The 20,506-nt window shown below is 68.2% G+C and carries 18 protein-coding genes and 1 tRNA gene; 6 read left to right on the top strand and 13 right to left on the bottom strand.

Translation table 11 applies throughout. The annotated features are described in order from the left end of the window. Nucleotides 1–18: 18 nt before the first annotated feature. From AC1AYN_RS01595 to AC1AYN_RS01585, 3 genes are read right to left on the bottom strand one after another with little or no spacing between them, the layout of a single operon-like run. Complete coding sequence (locus AC1AYN_RS01595; protein ID WP_476531665.1) at nucleotides 19–1,551, bottom strand: ABC transporter permease; 1,533 nt, start codon at nucleotides 1,549–1,551, stop codon at nucleotides 19–21. Next, nucleotides 1,548–2,711: a COG1361 S-layer family protein gene (locus AC1AYN_RS01590; RefSeq protein ID WP_476531663.1), complete on the bottom strand. Its 1,164-nt coding sequence runs from the start codon at nucleotides 2,709–2,711 to the stop codon at nucleotides 1,548–1,550. Before AC1AYN_RS01590 ends, AC1AYN_RS01595 begins: the two co-directional genes overlap by 4 nt. Further along, nucleotides 2,708–3,424: an ABC transporter ATP-binding protein gene (locus tag AC1AYN_RS01585; protein ID WP_476531661.1), complete on the bottom strand. Its 717-nt coding sequence runs from the start codon at nucleotides 3,422–3,424 to the stop codon at nucleotides 2,708–2,710. Before AC1AYN_RS01585 ends, AC1AYN_RS01590 begins: the two co-directional genes overlap by 4 nt. 361 nt (nucleotides 3,425–3,785) lie before the next feature. Between AC1AYN_RS01585 and AC1AYN_RS01580 the strand changes: the two genes are divergently transcribed. Further along, nucleotides 3,786–3,859, top strand: a tRNA-Arg gene (locus AC1AYN_RS01580). A gap of 102 nt (nucleotides 3,860–3,961) precedes the next feature. On the opposite strand, the gene AC1AYN_RS01575 is transcribed toward AC1AYN_RS01580, so the two are convergent. Continuing rightward, the gene (locus tag AC1AYN_RS01575; RefSeq protein WP_476531659.1) at nucleotides 3,962–4,363 is read right to left on the bottom strand and encodes a DUF4186 domain-containing protein; all 402 of its coding nucleotides are present in this window, start codon (nucleotides 4,361–4,363) and stop codon (nucleotides 3,962–3,964) included. A gap of 353 nt (nucleotides 4,364–4,716) precedes the next feature. On the opposite strand from AC1AYN_RS01575, the gene AC1AYN_RS01570 reads away from it, so the two are divergent. Next, nucleotides 4,717–4,929 (top strand): Nif11-like leader peptide family natural product precursor, encoded by a 213-nt coding sequence (locus tag AC1AYN_RS01570; protein WP_034526930.1) that lies wholly within the window; start codon nucleotides 4,717–4,719, stop codon nucleotides 4,927–4,929. Between the two features lie 218 nt (nucleotides 4,930–5,147). On the opposite strand, the gene AC1AYN_RS01565 is transcribed toward AC1AYN_RS01570, so the two are convergent. Next, nucleotides 5,148–5,819, bottom strand: a complete 672-nt coding sequence (locus AC1AYN_RS01565) for an ECF transporter S component (RefSeq protein ID WP_476531657.1) — start codon at nucleotides 5,817–5,819, stop codon at nucleotides 5,148–5,150. Nucleotides 5,820–6,086: 267 nt separating this feature from the next. Between AC1AYN_RS01565 and purB the strand changes: the two genes are divergently transcribed. The 3 genes from purB (at nucleotide 6,087) to AC1AYN_RS01550 (ending at nucleotide 10,420) form a co-directional block, all read left to right on the top strand. Further along, the gene (gene purB / locus AC1AYN_RS01560) at nucleotides 6,087–7,559 is read left to right on the top strand and encodes an adenylosuccinate lyase (RefSeq protein ID WP_476531655.1); all 1,473 of its coding nucleotides are present in this window, start codon (nucleotides 6,087–6,089) and stop codon (nucleotides 7,557–7,559) included. Nucleotides 7,560–7,563: 4 nt separating this feature from the next. Then, complete coding sequence (locus AC1AYN_RS01555; RefSeq protein ID WP_476531654.1) at nucleotides 7,564–9,978, top strand: lysylphosphatidylglycerol synthase transmembrane domain-containing protein; 2,415 nt, start codon at nucleotides 7,564–7,566, stop codon at nucleotides 9,976–9,978. 157 nt (nucleotides 9,979–10,135) lie between these two features. Then, complete coding sequence (locus AC1AYN_RS01550; RefSeq protein ID WP_055426949.1) at nucleotides 10,136–10,420, top strand: HU family DNA-binding protein; 285 nt, start codon at nucleotides 10,136–10,138, stop codon at nucleotides 10,418–10,420. A 232-nt stretch (nucleotides 10,421–10,652) separates the two neighbouring features. Here AC1AYN_RS01550 and pafA read toward each other — a convergent pair whose 3' ends face one another. From pafA to AC1AYN_RS01520, 6 genes are all read right to left on the bottom strand, one after another. Next, complete coding sequence (gene pafA / locus AC1AYN_RS01545; protein WP_476531652.1) at nucleotides 10,653–12,155, bottom strand: Pup--protein ligase; 1,503 nt, start codon at nucleotides 12,153–12,155, stop codon at nucleotides 10,653–10,655. Next, the gene (locus AC1AYN_RS01540) at nucleotides 12,155–12,358 is read right to left on the bottom strand and encodes a ubiquitin-like protein Pup (RefSeq protein WP_476531650.1); all 204 of its coding nucleotides are present in this window, start codon (nucleotides 12,356–12,358) and stop codon (nucleotides 12,155–12,157) included. Before AC1AYN_RS01540 ends, pafA begins: the two co-directional genes overlap by 1 nt. Before the next feature lie 45 nt (nucleotides 12,359–12,403). Continuing rightward, entirely contained in the window at nucleotides 12,404–13,261 is an 858-nt protein-coding gene (locus AC1AYN_RS01535) for an inositol monophosphatase family protein (RefSeq protein WP_476503205.1), read from the bottom strand. 97 nt (nucleotides 13,262–13,358) lie between these two features. Next, nucleotides 13,359–15,068 carry a depupylase/deamidase Dop gene (gene dop / locus AC1AYN_RS01530; RefSeq protein ID WP_476531648.1) on the bottom strand — a complete coding sequence of 570 codons (1,710 nt, stop codon included), beginning with the start codon at nucleotides 15,066–15,068 and terminating at the stop codon, nucleotides 13,359–13,361. Between the two features lie 16 nt (nucleotides 15,069–15,084). Next, nucleotides 15,085–16,644 carry a proteasome ATPase gene (arc, locus tag AC1AYN_RS01525; RefSeq protein WP_476531646.1) on the bottom strand — a complete coding sequence of 520 codons (1,560 nt, stop codon included), beginning with the start codon at nucleotides 16,642–16,644 and terminating at the stop codon, nucleotides 15,085–15,087. A 267-nt stretch (nucleotides 16,645–16,911) separates the two neighbouring features. Beyond that, nucleotides 16,912–17,622: a DedA family protein gene (locus AC1AYN_RS01520; protein ID WP_476532306.1), complete on the bottom strand. Its 711-nt coding sequence runs from the start codon at nucleotides 17,620–17,622 to the stop codon at nucleotides 16,912–16,914. Between the two features lie 71 nt (nucleotides 17,623–17,693). On the opposite strand from AC1AYN_RS01520, the gene serB reads away from it, so the two are divergent. After that, entirely contained in the window at nucleotides 17,694–18,437 is a 744-nt protein-coding gene (serB, locus tag AC1AYN_RS01515) for a phosphoserine phosphatase SerB (RefSeq protein WP_476531644.1), read from the top strand. A 152-nt stretch (nucleotides 18,438–18,589) separates the two neighbouring features. Here the strand turns inward: serB and fmt are convergent, their stop codons facing one another. Both fmt and AC1AYN_RS01505 read right to left on the bottom strand, forming a co-directional pair. Then, entirely contained in the window at nucleotides 18,590–19,561 is a 972-nt protein-coding gene (gene fmt, locus AC1AYN_RS01510; RefSeq protein WP_476531642.1) for a methionyl-tRNA formyltransferase, read from the bottom strand. A 134-nt stretch (nucleotides 19,562–19,695) separates the two neighbouring features. Then, nucleotides 19,696–20,400, bottom strand: coding sequence for an HAD family hydrolase (locus AC1AYN_RS01505; RefSeq protein ID WP_476531640.1), 705 nt, complete (start codon nucleotides 20,398–20,400; stop codon nucleotides 19,696–19,698). Nucleotides 20,401–20,506: the final 106 nt, after the last annotated feature.

Genomic DNA, 20,506 nt, shown 5'->3' with positions numbered 1-20,506 from the left:
CGGCCAGCCGGCCCCGCGCTAGCCGTCGTTCCTGATGGCGTCGAGCGCGGGAATCCTCACCGCGCGGTTGGCGGGCTGGAAGCCCGAAACGACGCCAATCGCGCAGGAGAACGCCAACGCGAACAGGTACAGCCACCACGGGATCACGGAGACGCGGCTCACATCCTCGCCGCCGACGATCGCGTTCCATATGGTCGTGCCGTTCACGCCGCCCAACGCGATCAGGTTGATGACGAGCGAGACGAGGGCGCTCACCACGCAGCCGATCAGGCCGCCGAGCAGACCGATGAATCCCGCCTCCCCCAGGAACATGATGCGGATGTCGCGCACGTAGCAGCCGAGCGCCTTCATGATGCCGATCTCGCGCGTGCGTTCGGTGACGGACATGATCATCGTGTTGGTGATGCCGATGGCGGCGACGAGCAGCGACACGGCGCCGATGCCGCCGAGCACCAGCTGGATGGCGCGCGACTGCTCTTCGAGGCTCTTGCGCGTCTGTTCGCTGGAGTTCGTGCCGAAGCCCATGTCGCGGATCCGCTGCTCCACGTCGGAGACCTGCGAGATGTCGGAGACCTTGACGAGCGCCGAACCGTAGGTCGTGGTCTTCGCCGCGGTCCTGTCGGCCTTCGCGATCATCGCCTTGAGCTGGTCCAGGTCCATGAGCAGGCCGTTGGAGGTGGACTGTCCCTTGTTGTAGTCCTCCTTGAGTGTGCCGGTCACCTTGAGCTTGAACGTGTTCGATGCGGCGGCGGAATTGCCCGAGTCCGAGCCGCCGGACGAACCCACCGACGCACCGGTCGCGTCGCCGGACGAACCCGCGACGCCGCCCGACGCACCGTCGCCGCCGATGGTGAGCGTGATCCGCGTGGTCATCGGGTCGAAGAACGCGCCCTTCATCTGGTCCGCGGGCACGGCGGCGCAATTGCCCATGTCGTCGCATTCCATGACGGTGCCGTCGCCCATGTCGTACGGCTGCTGCCGGTAGTTCTGCCCCTCGGGACGGTACTTGTCCATGAACTGGTAGGCGAAGTACTGGCCGGCGAGCACCTCGTCGCCCTTCACCGGCTTCGCGCCGTCCGCGATCGCGAATCCGAGGACGTCGAGCTGGCTCAGATCCACGGCCTCGATGGTGCCGTAGTCGGCGATGTACCGCCCGTTGTCGGCGATGTACCGCCCGTTGTCGGCGGTGAGCCGCACCGGCGTGTCGAGCGTCATCTGCGCGCTCGCGCCGACGACGCCGGGAATCCGCTTCATGTCGTCGATGGTCGCGTCGTCGAGTTTCGCGGACGTGCCCGAACCCGAACCGGAGGAGGACGCGCCGCCCATCGTCATCGCGCCGGAGGCCGAGCCCTGCGCGTACACGTTGATGATGGTGAGGTCGCCCATCTGCTTGAGCATCGCACGGTTCTGCTCGGTCAGTCCCGCACCGAGCGAGACCATGATGACGATCGAACAGCATCCGACGACCACGCCCAGCACGGTGAGGATCGTACGCGACTTGCGACGCAGCAGGTTCTGCCCGCACAATCGCAGGATGTCCGCGAATCTCATGCACGCCCCTTCACATCGGAGGCCGAGGCGCCGCCGATCGTACCGGCGCCGGCGATCACCTGCGTGGCGACCGCGTCGGCGGGCTGCGCCGGAACCGACGACGCGGACACCGGCCTTCCCCAATCGTCCCAATCCTCGTCGTCCGCGGCATCGGCCTTCGCCTTGCGCTTCCTACGACGGCGACGCACGACGAGCGCGACGACCACGACGACCACCAGCACGATGCCGACCGCAACGAGCGCCACCGCCCACCACGGTACGGCGGGCTGCGGCTCCTCCACCGTCGCGCCCATGTCGTCGGACGTCGGCGCCGGCTCGGCCGCCTCGATCGTGACCGGGAACTCCTTCGACTGCGCATGACCGTCGGAATCCTCGTAGGCAACATGCAGCTTCGCCTCGATCGCACCGGACTGCGTCGGTGTGAACGCGAAACCGATCGAACCGTTCGCGCCGGACGCGACGTTGCCCACGTACTGCGTCTTGACGGTCGTCTCGAGTCCGTCGCCCTCGATCGACGCCTCCACGTTGGCGATGTCGCCCTTGCCTTTGTTCACATAGTCCATCGTGATCGTCGTCTCCGCGCCGACGGTCACGCCCTCGGGCACGACCGGATCGTTGAGCTGGAAGCGGTCCGGCTGCGAGACCGGCACGGAGATGCGGATGTCGGACGTGTTCGACGAGCGCGCGTCGTTGTCGACGTACTCGTACCGGAAGCTCACATTCACCGGTTGGGCGCCGCTCTTCGCGCTCTGCAGCGCCTGCATCGGCACGCTCTGCGTGAGCGACCAGCCGGCGTACAGCGTGTCGAAGTAGAACGTGTTCGTGCCGCCGGAGATGGCGAAGTTCTCGCCGCCGTCCACGGTGACGACCATGTTGCCGACCGCCACGCGGCCCATGTTCTGGAACGTGAACGTGAGGGTGAAGTCGCTGCCGACCGCCACCGACCCGTCGCCGTACGTGAAGTTCGTGATGATGATGTTCGGCACCGGACCGGAGATCGGCGCGGGGGCCGCCGTGGACGAGCCCTGGTCGGCCGTGGTCGCGGCGTCGTCGGCGAAGGCGGCCGGCGGCGTGGCCGCGACGGCGACGGTGCAGGCGAGCGCCAGCGTGGCGAGCAGCACCGTGAACGCGGTGAGGGCGCGGTGGATGGATGGGGTCATCGTGGGTCTCCTTGGCTCGGGATGTCGGTCGTATGGTCGATGACGCGATCGTCGATGATACGTCCGTCGAGCAGCGTGACGACGCGGTCCGCGTAGGCGGCCATGTTGTCGTCGTGCGTGACGAGCACGATCGTCTGGTCGAGGGCGCGCGCGAAGGAGACGATCATCTCCATCACGTCGATCTTGGTTCTGGAATCGAGATTGCCGGTCGGCTCGTCGGCGAACACGACCTGAGGCCTGGCGACGAACGCGCGGGCGATGCCGACGCGCTGCTGCTGTCCGCCGGACATCTGCGTCGGATAGTGGTTCAGCCTCCTGCCGAGGCCGACGCGCCTCAGCATGGCACGCGCCGCCCGTTCGCGCTCCTGTTTCGGCACGCCGCGGAACATGAGCGGCATCGCGACGTTCTCCACGGCGGTGAGATTCGGCAGCAGGTTGTACGACTGGAACACGAATCCGAGATGACGCTGGCGAAACGCGGCGAGCTCGCGCTCGTCGAGACGAGAGATGACGGTGCCGCCGATGCGCACGCCGCCGCGGGTCGGCTTCTCCATGCCGGCGAGCTGGTTGAGCAGCGTGGATTTGCCGGATCCGGATTCGCCGTAGATGCAGCAGATCTGGCCGCGCGGGATGACCAGGTCGATGCCGGCGAGCGCGACCACGGTCTCGTCGTCGGCGGGATACTCCTTGCGCAGGTCGCGCACTTCAATCATCGGAGGCGCGTGGGATTCCCGCGGTTCGCGTGATTGCTGCGGTCCATGTAATCGTTGCGGTCCGCGTGATATCGGCGATCCGTGCGGCTCCTCTGGCTTCGGCATGGTCGCGGCCCTCTTCCACTCCTGCGGGACGTGCGCGCATCGGTCGCATGCGTCTGTATCCCGTTTTCGTTCGTCGTCCTTGACGGACTTCCTTCCTTGGTCCGGCCGTCGGGCCGTTTCCAGGGCCAGTGTATAGCTGCCGGTCCGTCGCCGCATCCCCTAGGGGTGTTCCCCGATGGGCGTGCAGGCGCGTGTGCCGTCCCATGCGCCACTTCCATGCGCCGTTCCACCCCAGCCGCTATAGTGTGACGGGTTTGGCCCCGTAGCTCAGCTGGATAGAGCAACTGACTTCTAATCTGTAGGTCGCCGGTTCGAGCCCGGCCGGGGTCACTGGAAACCCCTTGGAATTCCAAGGGGTTTGATTTTTCCGTCATCCCCGTTGCGTCCCTGATGGTCCCCGGCGTACCGTTTCGGCGCGCGCCGCCGGACACGTCATCTCGGACCGGCGGGTTGATTCACGGGATGGTTCACGAGGTCGCGTTCGATCCATGCCATGACGAGGTCGGCGAGACGGTCCACCTCCGCGTCGGTCAGTGCGCGGCCTTTGGGGATGTGATGCCATTTCTCGATGCATCCGCGGCAGCAGGTGGCGGTGGCGTGCTGCGCGGTGAACACCGGATGCCCGCGCCACGGGGTCTGCCGCCCGTCGTTCCTCGGCTCGGCGTCGCCGACGCGGGCGCGCAGCATCTCGCGCGCATGCCGGTCGATGGTCGCCTTGCCTTTGGCGCGCGCATAGGCGCGGTCCTTGGCGGTCAACTCGAATTTCGCGCGGAACGCCGAATGCGAAAGCCGTTCCAATGTCCCGCCGATCCACTGCCGTTCGTCATCGTCCATATCGGGTCCTCCTCGTCGTCCGTGTGCGCCGCCGTATCCGTTCACTCCCGGATTAGCACGGTTCGCTCCGTGAATCCAACGGCTCCCTCCACGGCCGTCATGGCTCGCTCCATGATTCGACGCACATTCCCATGGCAAACCAAGGAGCGGACCGTGACGGGCACGGAGCGAACCGTGACGGATGCGGAGAAACGCCGGGCGGAACGCTACCCATCGGCCGCGGAAACGACTAAAACGGGAATCAGCCGGGGAATCCCGAGGGCGGGGTTCCTGAAGCCCGCGGCACAGACGGCACGCGACGCCACCGATGGCGAGCGTGCGACGGCCGCGGCACGAGACGCAAGGAGTCGACTATGACTGGCATCAGCGAGAAGGAACTGGACGAGAAGCTTGCGGCGGCGCAGACCATCGACGAGGTCATGGCCATCGCCAAGGAGGCGGGTCATCCGCTGACCTACGAGGAGGCGGACGCGTTCTTCGGCCGCATCGAGCAGGCCAAGTCGGATACGGCCGAGCTGGTCGGCGATTCGGTGCAGTCCGTGGCGGAGGCGGAGTTCGGCATCTGAGCCGGGTCGGCGTTTTCTTTCCCCATAGCGACGCGGCGGATCTTCCGGAAAGAAGGTCCGCCGCGTCGCTATGTCCATGCGGGCTAAAAGCCCGCTTTCTCTCCCCCAGTCAGCTTCGCTGACAGCCCCCTCGTCAGAGGGGGCCAAACCAAAGGCCCGAACGAGCCTCCGGCGTTTCCGTCACGGCTCGGCTCGTCAGAGGGAGCCGAATCAACGCGTCAGGCCTGGGGGCGGGCGCGGAGCAGGGCGCGGCCGGAGGCGAGGCGGTCGAGCACGCCGGTCGAGGCGAGGGCGAGCATGAGGAACCACGGCATGACGCCGCTCAGCACCACGCCGCCCGTCACCTCGGAGATCATGTGCACGATGCCGCGCGGGCTCGTGAGCGCCACGCCCTGGTAGCGGAAGAACAGCAGGTAGAAGCCGTATTCGAGCGCGACCATCGCGCCGGAGGCGATCGAGATCGGCAGGTTGAACACGCGATAGCGGGTCACGAAGAACGGGATCTCGGCGAATACGCCCTGCAGCAGCGCGGAGACGATCACGAATCCGATGCCGTACTGGCTGCCGATCACGGTCTCGACGAGCGTGCCGACCACGTTCACGTAGAGCGCGGCGCCCGGCTTGCGCAGGACGAGCACGGCGAGCGTGCCGGAGAAGTACCACATGGCGTGCGTCACGCTGGCAAGTCCCGGCAGCACGGCGCCGAGGAACGACGAGATCGGCATGTACGCGAAGTTGAAGCCCCAGAAGATGACGCCGCAGGCGACGCCGAGCGTCGCGCCGACGGCGATGTCGAGCGGCCGCCACTTGAGGCGCGTCCCGTCGTGCGCGGCTTCCGGCGCGACGGAGTTCGATGATTGCGATGATTGACGATCGGTGATGGCGGACATGCTGTTCCCACGATCCCTTCGATGATTCCAAAACCGCGCACGGTACGATACGATGGCGCCGGCGTCGTGACGACGCCCCGCGTCGGCGCTCCTTGACCTGCGCGGTCCGGGCGGGAACGCCGCATGCCAGTATACGGTCGCGGGAAACGGCCATGTAAACGGGGGCGAACAGCCGCAAAACCGCACAATATCGCACAGCGAAACCGCACAGAACGGCACAAATCGCAGCCATTCCCCCGGTTCACGGCTGGAAGTACCCTAACAACTATGAAGCTTACCGATATTTCCCCCGCAATCGCACTGACGCCGCTCGACGGCCGCTACCACAACGCCACCGCCCCGCTCGTGGAATACCTGAGCGAGCCGGCCCTCAACCGCGAGCGCATGCGCGTCGAGGTCGAGTGGATGATCCTCCTGGCCAACGGCTTCGAGGGCAACGGCAATCGGCCGATCATCGACGGCGTCGAGCCGTTCACCGAGGAGGAGAAGGCGTTCCTCCGCTCCATCCCGGAGGACTTCGGCGCCGAGGGCATCAAGCAGCACGCCGCGCACGAGGCCGTCACCCACCACGACGTGAAGGCCGTCGAATACTACATCGACGACCAGTTCGCCAAGGCCCCGGCCGGCTCCACGCACATCAACGACCGTCTCAAGACGCTCGTCCACTTCGCGTGCACCTCCGAGGACATCAACAACCTGTCGATCGCCCGCTGCGTGAAGAACGCCGTCGAGAACGTCTGGACCCCGGCGTTCAAGGAGATCATCGACCATCTCGCCGCCAAGGCCGAGGAGCACAAGGACCTCGCGCTCCTCTCCCTCACGCACGGCCAGCCGGCCACGCCGACCACGCTCGGCAAGGAGCTCGCCGTCTACGTCTACCGTCTGAACCGCCAGCTCAAGCACATCGAGAACCAGGAGTACCTGGGCAAGATCAACGGCGCGACCGGCACGTTCGGCGCTCACTTGGCCGCCTGCCCGGACGTCGACTGGATCGCCGTCTCCCGCGAGTTCGTCGAGAACCGCATGGGCCTGACCTGGAACCCGCTGACGACGCAGATCGAATCCCACGACTGGCAGGCGGAGCTCTACTCGACCATCGCCCACGCGAACCGCATCATGCACAACCTGTGCGTGGACGTGTGGATGTACATCTCGCGCGGCGTGTTCGCCCAGGTGCCCGTCAAGGGCGCGACCGGCTCCTCCACGATGCCGCACAAGGTCAACCCGATCCGCTTCGAGAACGCGGAGGCCAACTTCGAGCTGTCCTGCTCGCTGCTCGACACGCTGTCCGCCACGCTGGTGGAGTCCCGCTGGCAGCGCGACCTGACCGATTCGACCACGCAGCGCAACATCGGCTCGGCGCTCGGCTACTCGCAGCTCGCCCTGTACAACCTGATGGGCGGCCTCAAGTCCATCCACCCGAACGAGCACGTCATCACGCGCGAGCTCGACGAGAACTGGGAGGTGCTCGGCGAGCCCATCCAGACGGCGATGCGCGCCTGCGAGCTGCGCGGCCTGCCGGGCATGGAGAAGCCGTACGAGAAGGTCAAGGAGCTCATGCGCGGCCACACGATCGACCAGGCGCAGGTCGAGGCGTTCATCGACCAGCAGTCCTTCGATCCGGAGACCGCCGCCCGTCTCAAGGCGCTCACCCCGGCCACGTACACGGGCGTCGCCTCGAAGCTCGTCGCCTTCGATCGCTGCCCCGTCCCACCCCGCACCCTGCAAGGAGCCGCATAAGCCCATGCACATCGACGATGTGGCGCCCCGGCGCACACACGACTTCGGTGATCTGACACGCGCCGCCATGTCCCTCGGACTGGCGGCCGTCGTCATGGTGTTCGCCGTATATCTGGGCGGCATGACGCGCGGCGTCGAATCCGACGCGCACACCGCCGCCCGGGCCATCGACTGGCTGGCCGGGATCCCGTCCACCGTCCTGCAGCAGTTCGCCACGCTCGTCATCGTGGTCATGGTCCTGTGCCAGCTGCTGCTCAGCCGCGAATGGCTGCAGTCCGCGGTCTCCGCGCTTTCCATGTTCGCCGGGTACGGCGCGGTGTGGCTGGCGTCCGCCGGCATCAGCGGGCTCGCGGACAAGACGCTCGCCCTGTCACTCGCCTCCGCCGCGACCGCGTTCGGCTCCGGACTGCTGCCGAACATGTACGCGGGCATGGCCTCGTTCCTCACCGTCGCCGGCCCGCGCCGCACGCGTTCCAGCGTCAAATGGGGCTGGAACATCCTGTACGCCGCCGCCGCGGTCATGGTGGTGCTCTCCTGGCATTCGGTGACCGGCATGCTCGTCTCGTTCGCCTGCGGGCGCACGGTCGGCATGCTCATCCGGTTCGCGGTCGGCACGCAGAACAAGGGCGTGTGGGGCGAGGATCTGGCGGCCGCGTTGCGCGGTGTCGGCCTCGACCCGTCGTCGCTGGTGCGCCGCGAGGACCCGTCGCCGGGCGTGCGTTCGCTCAGCGCCTCCCTCGACGACGATCTGGTCGAGGGCTCGCGCATCTACGATCTCGAGACCCGCGACGGCGGCCGGTACACGGTGTCCGTGCTGGACGCGCAGACGCATACGGCCGGCTATCTCAAACAGCTGTGGGACTGGCTGCGCTTCTCCGGCGTGGCGATGCGCCGCGACCGGTCGGCGCGCGACGCCGTCCAGCATCACCTGTCGATGCTGCTCGGCCTGCACAACGTGAAGCTGCCCGCGCCCGCACCCTACGCGATCGCCGACACCGAGGAGTCCGCGATCCTCATCCTCAACGCGCATACGACGGAGCTCGCCGCGAACCCGAACACGCTGACGCGCGCCGACGCCGTCGACTACATGCGCTATCTGGCCGTCGCGAACCGTCGCGGCTACACGCACCGGCGCATCACGCCGGGCGTGCTGTCACGCTTCGAGGACGGCACGCCGGTGATCGCCGGATGGCAGAACGGCGACGCCGCGTCCTCCCCCGCCAACGTCGCGTTGGACAAGGTCCAGCTGCTCGCCCTGTTCGCCGCGCTGATCGGCGTGGACGAGGCGGTGGCGGCGGCCCGCGACGCGTGGGACGAGGCGACGCTCGCCGCGATCGCCCCGTTCATCCAGAAGATCGCGGTGCCCGCCCCCACGCGCGCGCTCGACTCGTGGGACAAGTCCACGCTCACATCGTTGCGTGAGGCGGTCGCGCCGCGACGCGACGACGCCGAAACCGACGCCGCGGACGCCCCCGTGGAGACGGTCACGTTGGCGCGGTTCTCGCTGCGTTCGATGATCACGATGCTGCTGCTCATCGTCGCCGCGGTCGTCGTGTTCACGCAGATGCGCCCCGACGAGATCATCGCCGCGGTGCGCAACGCGAATCCGGTCATGGCGCTCGTCTGCCTCGCGTTCGGATTGTGCGGTTGGATCGGGTCGTCGGTCTCGCTCGGCGCGCTGATGGACCGCGACCGGCGCAACCCGGCGGGCGTGTTCATGAGCCAGGTGGCGGGCGGCTTCGCGACCGTGTCGATGCCCGCGGGCGTCGGCCCCTCGTTCGTGAACCTCCAGTTCCTGCGCCGATCCGGCTACCGCAATACGGCGGCGACCGCGATCATGAGCGCGGCGCTCGTCGTCTACTATGCGACGTACGCGGTGATTATCGTGGTCATCGGCCTGTTCACGGGGCGTAACACGTTCTCCGGCATGATTCCGACGAACACGCTGGCGATCGTGTTCGGCATCGCCGTCGCCGTGTTCTCCGTCGCGATGATGGTTCCGCCGGTGCGCCATACCGTCATGCAGCGGCTCGTGCCGGTCGCGAAACGCTATCTCAACCAGCTGCTCGACGTGCTCGGCCAGCCGGTGCAGCTGTCGGCGAGCGTGGCCGGCGCGCTCCTGCAGAACATCACGACGGGACTCGCGTTCTGGGCGGCGCTGCTCGCGTTCGGCGTGAACACGAATCCGATCGAGACGACGTTCGTGTTCATGCTCGCCTACGCGCTCGGCTCGGCGGTGCCGACCCCGGGCGGCTTGGGCGGCGTGGAGGCGGCGCTCACCGTCTCGTTCGCCGCGGTGGGAGTGCCGCAGGGCGTCGCCCTGTCCGCCACGCTGCTGCACCGCGTCGTCTTCTACTGGCTGCGCATCCCCTTGGGCGCGCTGGCGATGAAGTGGCTGGACAAGCGCAACCTCGTGTGATGCGTGGACGAGATGCGAAATCCGTGAAAATCACTTGTGGAACACGTGAAATCGTTGAAAAATGCGCTGTTTGGCCTCATCATGCGCTATCATCATCTATGAAATAAACGGACCGGCGGCCAAGTTGCCGGTCCCCGGACAAAGAAGGATGCTGTTCATGGCATACAACAAGTCTGATCTCGTTTCGAAGATCGCCCAGAAGTCCAACCTGACCAAGGCCCAGGCCGAGGCCGCCGTCAACGCCTTCCAGGATGTGTTCGTCGAGGCCATGCAGTCCGGCGAAGGCCTGAAGCTGACCGGCCTGTTCTCCGCCGAGCGCGTCAAGCGCGCCGCCCGCACGGGCCGCAACCCGCGCACCGGCGAGACCATCGAGATCCCCGCCACCTACGGCGTGCGCATCTCCGCCGGCTCCCTGCTGAAGAAGGCCGTCACCAACAAGTGAGTCTTCCGCCCAGCGGCGTAGCAGCATAGATCTTCGAGGGACCTCCGCACCGATCGGTGCGGAGGTCCCTCGCGTATGTCAACCCCTTGTACCCCCTCAGTCCGGCATAGCCGGACAGCTCCCCCTGCAAGGGGGAGCAGAAGATGGCCGAATGCGGGTGCCTTGCGCCCCCTTCAGGGGGAGCTGTCGGCCAAAGGCCGACTGAGGGGGCATGCGTCAAGCCTTCCGACGCCTACCCCATCGCGGCCATCAGCTTGCGGTAGGCGTCGGTCGGCTTGGCGCCGAACGGGTCGAGGAGAGTCGCCTCGCGGCGGGTCGGCGCGGTGACGACGAGCGTCGTCCAGTCGCAGGAGAACTGGACGCCCGCATCGAGCGCGCGCCGCACGAACGCGCCGCGCAATGCAGCGCGCGTGTCGGCGGGAGGCTCGTGCTTCGCGGCCGCCACGCGCGCGCCGTCCAGCAGCTCGCGCAACCGGCCGTGCGCGACGAGCGAACCGTAGAGCCGCCCGTTGGCCACGTCATGGTAGTCGAGTTCCAATCGTTCCAGCTGCGCGAAGTCCAGGTCCGGCCGGCGACGGCGCATCGCGGCGGCGAGCAGGTGCTTCGCCGCCCAGTCGACGCGCAGCGACAACGCGGCGAAATCCCGTCGTTCCAGCGCGTCCAACGCCCACCGCCAGTCGGCGAGCACGGTATCGACGTCCGTTCTCGGCAGGGAGGCGGCGACCGCGTCGCGGCGATCGCGCACGAACGTCTCGACGATGCCGAGATAGCGACGCTGCATGACGAGCGGATCGGGCATGCCGGCCGCGGCATCGCCCGCGCCGGACACATCGCCCGCGCCGGACGCATCGCCCGGCTCCCGCCCGTCCGTACCCGCGTCCAGCCAACGGCTGACCGCGCGGTTCGCGGCGGCCGGATCGGTGAACGTGAGATCCTCGAACCCGCTCGGCACCCCGCGGCGCACCGCGTCCTCGATCACGCACAGCACGAGGTGCGTGACGGCGAGTTTCATCCACGTGGCCCACTGGGAGCGGTTGGAGTCGCCGATGATGACGTGCAGACGGCGGAACGATTCGGGGTCGGCGTGCGGCTCGTCGCGCGTGTTCACCATCGGGCGCGAACGCGTGGTCGCGGACGAGACCGCCTCGTCGAGGAAGTCGGCGCGCTGCGTGATCTGGAAGCCGTCCGGCGTGAACCGGCCGGCGCCCGTGTACAGCTGACGGGTGATGAGGAACGGCAGCAGCTGCCGCTCGATCGTCTCCAACGGCACGAACCGGCGGACGAGATAGTTCTCGTGGCAGCCGAACGCGTGGCCGGCGGAGTCCACGTTGTTCTTGAACACGTGGATCGTCGCGCCCGCGCCGTGGCTCGCGCGGAGCCGCGTCTGCGCGTCCTGCGCGAGCGACGCCATCACGCGTTCGCCGGCCGCGTCCTGCGCGAGCGCGTCGAGCGGGTCGCGCGCCTCCGCGGTCGCGTACTCCGGGTGGGAGCCGACGTCGAGGTAGAGGCGCGAACCGTTGTCGAGATACGTGTTCGTCGAGCGGGCGCGGGAGACGACCGGCTGGAACATGGTCATCGCGACCTGTCCGGCGTCCACCGGACGGTCGGTGCCGGTGACGGACACGCCGTATTCGGTCTCGACGCCGAAGATGCGCATGAAGCCGTCGAGTTCGGCAGCCGGCGTCGCGCCCGCCTCGTGGGCGGCGCGCGTGCCGCTGTCGCGCAGCTGCGGCATCACTCGCCGCCCTTCTGCACGAAGCTGTTCACGTACTCCTCGGCGTTGGTCTCCAACGTGGATTCGATGTCGTCGAGCACCGCGTCGAGCGCGTCGAATTCGACGTCCGACTGCTGCGCGGCCTGCGCGGCCGCGAGCTCCTCGCCCGCGTCCTGCTGGTCCGACTGCGCGGACTGGTTCGCCTGCGTGAATTCCTGAGGCATGATGGTTCCCCTTCCGTTCTTTCCGTCCGTCCGGTCGACCGGACGTCACTCGCCTTCGCCCTGGATGAGGTACGGCTTGATCTCGCGGTCGATCAGGCCGTTCGTGCAGAGCACGTCGTTGTCCTGACGCCAGTGGATGCCGTTGCCGTTCCAGCGCCGCAGCGTGCCCTGCGCCTCCCAGACGACCACGGCGGCCGCGGAGATGGCGGGCACGTCCCACTCGTGCAGCATCGGTTCGAAATACGCGTCGTACGTGCCGTCGGCCACCTTGCACAGGTCGAGCGAGGCGGGGCCGACGCGCTTGATGTCGGCGGGATGGCCTTCGGCGAGCGCGGCGACGGTGTGCAGCGCGCGGTCGGCCTCGCCGGGCACGTAGGACATGCCGAAGCTCACGACCGCGCCGTCCAGCGAGGAGGTCATGGACGGGACGACCTTCTCGCGCTTCTCGCCGACGGGCGTGTTGCGGATGCGCAGCGCGCCCGCGCCCTTCGCGGCGAGATACGTCTCGCCGAGCGCCGGCGCGTGCACGACGCCGAGGATCGGCTGCGCGGAGCCCTCCTCGTTGAATTCGAACAGGGATACGGTGACGGCCCATTCGCTCATGTTGCGGATGTAGTTGATGGTGCCGTCGATCTTGCCGACGCACCAGTAGCGCTGCCCGGGGCGGGATTTCGACGGACGCGTCTGCCAGAAGCCGTCGAAGTGCTCCATGTCCGCGAGACGGCCGGACATGTAGCGCAGCAGTCGTCCGTCGACTTCCGCGTTGGACTGTTCCTCCGGCTTGTCGCGTGAGATGAGCATGTCATGCGGTGCCATCTGATCCTGCAGGGCGTGTTTGCCGGCGGCCTGGGCGATGGCGGCGACCTTCATCGCGAGGTCGCGCAGATTCTCCTGTTGTGCCATGGTTCACCATCTTATCGGTGTTTTGTGGTGGTGTCGTGCGGCCGGCGACGAGACGGCGGCGGCGAGACGGCCGCCGGCCGCACGACGGCGTCGACGGCTATCGGCGCAGCGCGAGCCGTTCGATCAGCGAGGCCGCGTCGCCCGCCTCGGCGAGCGCGGTCTCGACGTTCTCCTTACGGAAGGCGAGCGGGTCGGACATGTCGAGGCTGACGTGGTCGCCGGGACGCACGCTCGTCGCCTCGGCCGCCGACGCGTTGCCGTACGTCTCCGGCATCGCTTCGCCCGCCTCACCGGTGCCGGAGACCGGCTTGCGCACGGTCAGGTGCGACCAGCTGGCGGCGACGACGTCGGCGGGGAACGTGCGCACGAGCGCGGCGCGCAGCCAGGCGCGCGTCGTCTCGGGCGGGTTCTGCGCGGCGCGTGCGAGCGCGTCGTCGTCGACGAGGCGCTCGGCGCTTCCCGCGGCGGCGAGTTTCGCGAACACGGATTTCGCCGGGTCGAGCGCCGCCCAGGACAGGTCGACGGCGGCGAGGCGCGGATCGGCCCAGGAGGAGGCGTCGGTGCCGGCGGCGACGCCTGTCTTGCTGGCGATCTTGCGGCGCAGCTTTTCGAGCAGCTGCCATTTGAGCAGCCATTCGACGCGCCCGGCCTCCGCCTTCATCGTGAGGCGCTTGTCGTCGTCCGCGTGGCGGATGGCGGCGGTGTCGGCGAGCGCCTGCCCCCACATGGCCATGACGTTGCGGGTCTCGCGGTCCTCCCACGCGGGTTCGCCCTTCGTGTCGGTGCCGAGCGTGGCGGCGGCGACCTCGTAGACGGCGCGGCGCAGGGCCACCTGCATGAGCCATGCGGTGGTGGTGCCGCCGGTTTCGAGCGGCAGCGGGGCGGCGAGCGTCAGGTCGTGGGAGACGGTGTGCATCGCCTCGACCGGGTCGGCGAGTTGGAGGGAGCCGAGCAGCGTGTCGAGGTCGTAGTCGGCTTCGCGCGCGTGTTCGAGCGTCCACAGGAGGATGGAGGTGACGCCGAGTTTGAGCACCTGCGGCACGTCCATGCGGTTCGCGTCGCCGACGATCACGTGGAGGCGGCGGAATGCGTCGGTGGCGTGGGATTCGTCGCGCGTGTTGATGATGGGCCGGTCGAACGTGGTCTGCAGGCCGATCTTCGCGTGGATCGTGTCGGCGCGCTGGCTCAGCTGGAATCCGGGTTCCTCGCTCGCCTCGCCGATGCCGACGCGGCCGGAGCCGGCCCAGATCTGGCGGGAGACGAAGTGCGCGGTCATCAGCGCGGCCACGTCGCTGAACGGCACGTCGCGGCGCATCATGTAGTTCTCGTGCGTGCCCCAGCTGGCGCCTTTGCCGTCCACGTTGTTGCGGTGGAGCACGACCGGATGCCCGGACGCCTTGAGCTCGGGATCGGTGGCGCTGGCGGCCCGGGCGGCGGCGAGCATGAGCCGGTCGCCGGCGTGGTCGTAGAGCAGCGCCTGGAACGGGTCGGTGGTTTCGGGTGCCGAGTATTCGGGGTGCGCGTGGTCCACGTAGATACGTCCGCCGTTGGGGGCGATCACGTTGGTGATGTTGAGCTGGGGCGCGTCGGTGAGCATGTCGGGGCGGGCGGCGGCGCGGTCGAGCCGGGTGCCGCGCGCGTCGTTGACCGGGTCCTCCTGACGGTAGTCCCAGCGGATGTGCCGGGTCGCGTCGTCGGCGGCCGCGCCAACCACGTCGAAGCTCAGTTTGACCGGCTGGTAGTAGGCGACGCCCGGCTGCGACACCGCGTACTCGGTCTCCGTCCCCATCACTCGTCTGACGGTCATGTTCCACTCCTTGCTACTATTCGACACCGCGGATGGCGGTGACGGTGCCGGCGTCGAAGCCGTTGACGCGGCTCCACTGGACGGGGTCGGCATCGAGCAGCGAATCGCGGGTTTCCGCGAACTCGTCCTCGACGGCCTTCGCGAGCAGGTCCACGCCGATCGCCACGTCGCCGCCGCGTTCGATCGACGCCTTCACGGCGAGCGTCTTCGCCCGGTCGACGATGTTCTTGAGGCTCGCGCCGCTCGTCACGTCGGCGAGGAACAGCGCGTTCCAGGTGCCGTGCTCGTCGCGCACGTCGGCGAGATGGCGGCGGGAGGAGCGCGTGTAGATGTCGCGAACGAGCACGCGGGCGAGCGCGTCCGCGTCGAGACCGTGTTCGAGCGGCAGGTCGTCGGTCAGATAGTGACGCACGATGGCGACGGCCGCCTCGCCGTCCGGCCGGTCGATGCGGATCTTCACGTCGAGACGGCCCGGGCGCAACACGGCCGGGTCGATCATATCGACGCGGTTGGAGGCGCCGATCACCATCACGTTGCCGAGCGATTCGACGCCATCCAATTCGGCGAGGAACTGCGGCACGATCGTCGTCTCCACGTCGGAGGAGACGCCGGAGCCGCGCGTGCGCAGCAACGAGTCCATCTCGTCGATGAACACGATGACGGGGCGGCCGTCGGCGGCGCGTTCGCGCGCACGCTGGAAGATGAGGCGGACGAGACGCTCCGACTCGCCGACGAACTTGTTGAGCAGTTCGGGGCCCTTCACGGAGAGGAACACGCCGGGTCTGGCACCTGTCCCGCCCGTGCCCGCGTCCACGCCTTCGGCGAGCGCATGGGCGACGGCCTTCGCGATGAGTGTCTTGCCATTGCCGGGGGGACCGTACAGGAGCACGCCCTTGGGGGCGGCGAGATCGTAGCGGGCGAACAGATCGCGATGCTGGAACGGCAGCTGGACGGCGTCGCGGATGCGGTCGATCTGCCGGTCGAGGCCGCCGATGTCGTCGAACGTGACGTCGGGCGTCTCCTCGAGCACGAGGTCGGCGTCGTCCTGCTTCGGCAGGGCGGCGACGGCGATGCGGCCGGACGCCTCGACGACGACGCGGTCGCCCTTGTCGAACGTGATGGAGGCGAGCGCGCTGGCGCGACGGACGACGCTCGGATTGCCGCCAGCGTCGGCGACGACGAGACGGCCGTCGGCGAGCGTCTCCGTGACGGTGCGGACCGGGCCGAGCACGTCGTGGTCGCGTTGTTCGACGAGCACCATCTTCTCGTTGAGCACGACGGTGGCGCCGGCGGCGAGACGGGACGCGTTGAGGTTCGCGGCGACGGGCACGACCATGCGGCGCATGCCGGCGATGACCTCGGCGCTGGCGTGCTGCACGCCCATGTCGTCGACGCGCGACGAGTCGACCTTCACCATCGTGGCGAAGGTGAGCGGCGGCTGGGCGAGCTGTGCCAATTGCGAGCGCGCCTTGGTGAGCTCCTTGCCGGCGCGGTTCAACGCCTCGGCGAGCGCATGGTTGCGCGCCATGAGCCGGTCGTTCGCCTCTGCCAATTCCCGGGCGGTCTCCTCGCTCATCGCCTCTCCTTTCATCTCCAACGGAGCCGGCCACCGGCCGCCCCCATTCCCTCGGCTCCCCTTGTCAGGGGAGCTGTCAGCAACGCCGACTGAGGGGTAGCCCTGCGCTCGTCAACGGAGCCGGCCACCGGTCGCCCCTCCCCTCGGCTCCCCTTGTCAGGGGAGCTGTCGGCAACGCCGACTGAGGGGTAGCCTTGCGCCCCCCCTTCAGGGGGAGCTGTCGCGCGGATGCGCGACTGAGGGGGTGGCCGGCGGCCCAAGGTGGTCTCACCCGTCCCGTCGTCCGTTCCTGTTCTGCATCACTGTACGCACCTTCCGCACGGCCCACACGGCGATGACCACGATGAAGGCGACGATGACCACATCCTCGAACACGTTGAGGTATCCCAGAATCGAGCACCATCCGGCGCCGAGGAAATACCCGGCGGAGACGAGGATCGTGTTCCACACGGCGGAGCCGAGCAGCGTCCATCCGGTGAAATGCAGGAAGTTCATGCGGTTGAAGCCGGCGGGGATCGAGATCAGCGAGCGCACGACGGGGATGACGCGGCCGATGAGTACACTCCACGTGCCGTAGCGGGTGAACCAGTGGTTCGCCTTGTCCACGTCGTTGCGGCTCACGCCGGGGATCTTGTCGGCGGCCTTGTGGATGCGGCGCAGCCCCACCCATCGGGAGATGCCGTACAGCGCCCACGCGCCGATGAGGGAACCGACGGTCGCCCAGATGATCGCCTCGGCGAGGTGCAGGGTGCCGCGGGAGGCGGTGAATCCGGCGAGCGGCAGGATCACTTCGGAGGGAATCGGCGGGAAGATCGATTCGAGGGCGATGGCGAGGGCCACGCCGATGCCGCCGACCGTCTCCATGAGGGAGACGAGCCAGTCGGTGATGATCTGGATGAGGCCGCCGTCGCCGGTCGGGCAGACGGGCGAGGCCGCGGCGGGGGCGACGCCGTGGACGGTCGCGGCGGTGATGGTCATGGTCGTGGCGTCATGAATGGCGTCGAAAATCATATGAGGGATTGTCCCAAGGTTTTTCGACAATCGGGGGCATGACGCTTGAAACCACGCAATTCCTTGACGAGCAGGGCGCCGGCGTGCCCCACGATGACGGCGACGGTGACCGGAAGGCCGCGTCCGCGGTCGCGAAGCCGCCGACGCTCGCCGAGCCGGGACTGCTGGTGATGGACGTCGATTCGACGCTCATCGACGAGGAGGTCATCGACGAACTGGGCGAGGCGGCCGGATGCGGCGCGCGCATCGCCGAGGTGACCGCGCGCGCGATGCGCGGCGAACTGGACTTCCGCGAGGCGTTGCGCGCCCGCGTGGCCCTGTTGGAGGGGCTGCCGGTCTCCGTGTTCGACACGGTGCACGACCGGGTGCATTTCACCCGCGGCGCGCTGGCGCTCATCGACGAATTGCACGCGCACGGCTGGAAGGTGGGCGTCGTCTCCGGCGGCTTCCACGAGGTGGTGGACCGTCTCGTCGAAGAGGCGCATATCGACCACCGTCTGGCGAACCGCCTCGAGGCGCGCGACGGCCGGCTCACCGGCAAAGTGGACGGCGAAATCGTGACCAAGACGGTGAAATTGAAGGCGCTGCGCGAGTGGGCGGCGAGCGACGGCGTCGCCATGGCGCAGACCGTGGCCGTGGGCGACGGCGCGAACGACATCCCGATGATCCAGGCCGCCGGTCTCGGCGTCGCGTTCTGCGCGAAGCCGAAGACCCGTGCCGCCGCGCCCGCCGCCATCGACGAGCGCGACCTCACCAAGGTCCTCGACCTCCTGCGCCGCTAGACTCGCCCTTTTATGCCTCCCTCTGGCGAGGGAGGCTCATAGGCATCGGCTCACCACGCGGTCGCTTTCCCTTGCCTCCCTCTGACGAGGGAGGTGGCATCGCGAAGCGATGACGGAGGGAGAGACCCCGCCGACCCCGCCGGCGCAACCCCCTACGCGAGCCGCGCCCCTTCGCCGAGCCGCGCCCCGCGCGCCCAGTCGGCGGCGCGCATGGCCTTCTTGCCCTGCGCCTTGACTTCGGTGAGTTCGAGCGGCGCGCCGCCGGTGCCGACCCACACGTTGCGCTTGCCGGTCTTGAGTTCGCCCGGCGCGAGCGACGCGGGCGTGTTCGGGTTCGCGGGATCGGCCGGCTGGGCGCGCAGGATGTGCAGGGTGAGCGGCTTCGCATCGTCCGCGTCGCCGCCCGCGTGCAGTTCGCACCATGCGCCGGGATGCGGCGTGCAGGCGCGGATCTGGCGGTCGATCTCGTCAAGCGGCTTCGTGAAATCGATGCGTGCGTCCTCGACGGTGATCTTGTGCGCGTACGTGAAGCCCTCGGCGGGCTGCGGCGTGTAGACTGCGGTCCCCTCCCCCACGCGTGCGAGCGCGTCCACGTACATGGGCGCGCCTTCCTCGGCGAGTCGGTCGAGCAGTTCGCCGGAGGTTTCGCGGCCGGTGAGCGTCACGCTCATCGTCGCGATGACGGGGCCGTCGTCCAAGCCGACGCCCACTTTGAACACGTCGGCGCCGGTGGTCGCGTCGCCGGCCCAGATGGCGCGCTGCACCGGGGCGGCGCCGCGCCATGCGGGCAGGTTGGAGAAGTGGAGGTTGTACCAGCCGAGCGGCACGGCGTCCAACACGTCGGCAGGCAGGATGTTGCCGTAGGCGATGACGGCGGCGATGTCCACGTCCAGCGACTTCAGCGTGTCGAGGAAGCCGGGGTCGCGCGGCTTCGCGTCAATGACGGGGATGCCGAGCTCGAGCGCGGCCGCCTTGACCGGACTGGGCTTCAGCTTGCGGCCGCGGCCGGTGGGCGCGTCGGGGCGGGTGAGCACGGCCGTGACCTCGAAGCGCGGGTCGGCGGCGAACGCCTTGAGGGACGGCACGGCCACGTCGGGGGTGCCGGCGAACAGCAGTTTGAGCATGGAGTGACGGGATTCCTTTCGTTGGGTTGGTGGTGGGGGTGGGATACGCCCCCTCAGTCGGCTGCGCCGACAGCTCCCCCTCAAGGGGGAGCCAAGGAAATACGATGGTCTCCGCCATCAGAGGCGGAGACACGCTACTGGAGGTCGGGGATGTTCACGCCGGCGTCGACGAGGAGGCGGCGCAGCTTGACCGGGTCCTTGAAGCGGACGCCGCGGATGCCGGCGGCGTTCGCGCCGACGATGTTCATCGCCTTGTCGTCGATGAACACGGCGCCCTCGGCGGTGATGCCGAACTCCTGCAACGCGCGCTCGTAGATGTCCTTGTGCGGCTTGCGCAGCCTCACGTAGCCGGAGACGACCTTGCCGTCGAGCTGTCCGAGGATCGGCGTGGCCTTCTCGGCGATCGGGAACAGCTCCTTCTCCCAGTTGGACAGGCCCCACACGCCGATCCCCGCGGCCTTGAGGTCGTTGATGAGCACGCGCGCGCCGGGGACGACGCCGACGAGCGAGTCCTCGAAGTTGTCGAGATAGTACCGGAGGATGTCGGCCCACTTGTCGCCGTGGGTCTCGCGCATCCACGCAACACCCTCCTCGGGGGTGGCGCCGCCGTCCATGCGGTCGTTCGCGTCGTAGAAGCCGGATATGTCGTTGTCGAGGAACTCGTCGATGGTCTTCTGGCTGTAGCGCGGGATGAGCACGGCCGCCGGATCCCAGTAGATGAGCACGTTGCCGAAGTCGAAGATGACGTCGGTGATCGGCTTGCCCGCGTTCGCCGCGGCCTCGCCGTCGGCCACCAACACGTCGTAGTCCATTTCCGGTTCTCCCGGCCAACCCTTCATCGCGTCTCCTTACGTTCGTGTCCGTATGTTTCCGCAGGCGGGGTGCGCCCGTCGCCGCCATCATGTTCCCATGCGTGCGGGACGGTGGAGGCCATACGCCGGGACG

It is taken from the genome of Bifidobacterium sp. LH_413 (assembly GCF_056357015.1).
The sequence above is the reverse complement of the archived record's forward strand: the minus strand, read 5'-3'. Positions and strand labels throughout refer to the sequence as shown.

Excerpts from the sequence above, each read along its gene's own strand:
- AC1AYN_RS01570 (WP_034526930.1), top strand. The coding sequence starts at position 4,717 with ATGACTGGCATCAGCGAGAAGGAACTGGACGAGAAGCTTGCGGCGGCG.
- dop (WP_476531648.1), bottom strand. The coding sequence starts at position 15,068 with ATGACCGTCAGACGAGTGATGGGGACGGAGACCGAGTACGCGGTGTCG.
- pafA (WP_476531652.1), bottom strand. The coding sequence starts at position 12,155 with ATGCCGCAGCTGCGCGACAGCGGCACGCGCGCCGCCCACGAGGCGGGC.
- AC1AYN_RS01550 (WP_055426949.1), top strand. The coding sequence starts at position 10,136 with ATGGCATACAACAAGTCTGATCTCGTTTCGAAGATCGCCCAGAAGTCC.
- arc (WP_476531646.1), bottom strand. The coding sequence starts at position 16,644 with ATGAGCGAGGAGACCGCCCGGGAATTGGCAGAGGCGAACGACCGGCTC.
- purB (WP_476531655.1), top strand. The coding sequence starts at position 6,087 with ATGAAGCTTACCGATATTTCCCCCGCAATCGCACTGACGCCGCTCGAC.
- serB (WP_476531644.1), top strand. The coding sequence starts at position 17,694 with ATGACGCTTGAAACCACGCAATTCCTTGACGAGCAGGGCGCCGGCGTG.
- AC1AYN_RS01535 (WP_476503205.1), bottom strand. The coding sequence starts at position 13,261 with ATGGCACAACAGGAGAATCTGCGCGACCTCGCGATGAAGGTCGCCGCC.
- AC1AYN_RS01565 (WP_476531657.1), bottom strand. The coding sequence starts at position 5,819 with ATGTCCGCCATCACCGATCGTCAATCATCGCAATCATCGAACTCCGTC.
- AC1AYN_RS01585 (WP_476531661.1), bottom strand. The coding sequence starts at position 3,424 with ATGATTGAAGTGCGCGACCTGCGCAAGGAGTATCCCGCCGACGACGAG.
- AC1AYN_RS01590 (WP_476531663.1), bottom strand. The coding sequence starts at position 2,711 with ATGACCCCATCCATCCACCGCGCCCTCACCGCGTTCACGGTGCTGCTC.
- AC1AYN_RS01520 (WP_476532306.1), bottom strand. The coding sequence starts at position 17,622 with ATGACCATCACCGCCGCGACCGTCCACGGCGTCGCCCCCGCCGCGGCC.
- AC1AYN_RS01575 (WP_476531659.1), bottom strand. The coding sequence starts at position 4,363 with ATGGACGATGACGAACGGCAGTGGATCGGCGGGACATTGGAACGGCTT.
- fmt (WP_476531642.1), bottom strand. The coding sequence starts at position 19,561 with ATGCTCAAACTGCTGTTCGCCGGCACCCCCGACGTGGCCGTGCCGTCC.
- AC1AYN_RS01540 (WP_476531650.1), bottom strand. The coding sequence starts at position 12,358 with ATGCCTCAGGAATTCACGCAGGCGAACCAGTCCGCGCAGTCGGACCAG.
- AC1AYN_RS01555 (WP_476531654.1), top strand. The coding sequence starts at position 7,564 with ATGCACATCGACGATGTGGCGCCCCGGCGCACACACGACTTCGGTGAT.
- AC1AYN_RS01595 (WP_476531665.1), bottom strand. The coding sequence starts at position 1,551 with ATGAGATTCGCGGACATCCTGCGATTGTGCGGGCAGAACCTGCTGCGT.
- AC1AYN_RS01505 (WP_476531640.1), bottom strand. The coding sequence starts at position 20,400 with ATGAAGGGTTGGCCGGGAGAACCGGAAATGGACTACGACGTGTTGGTG.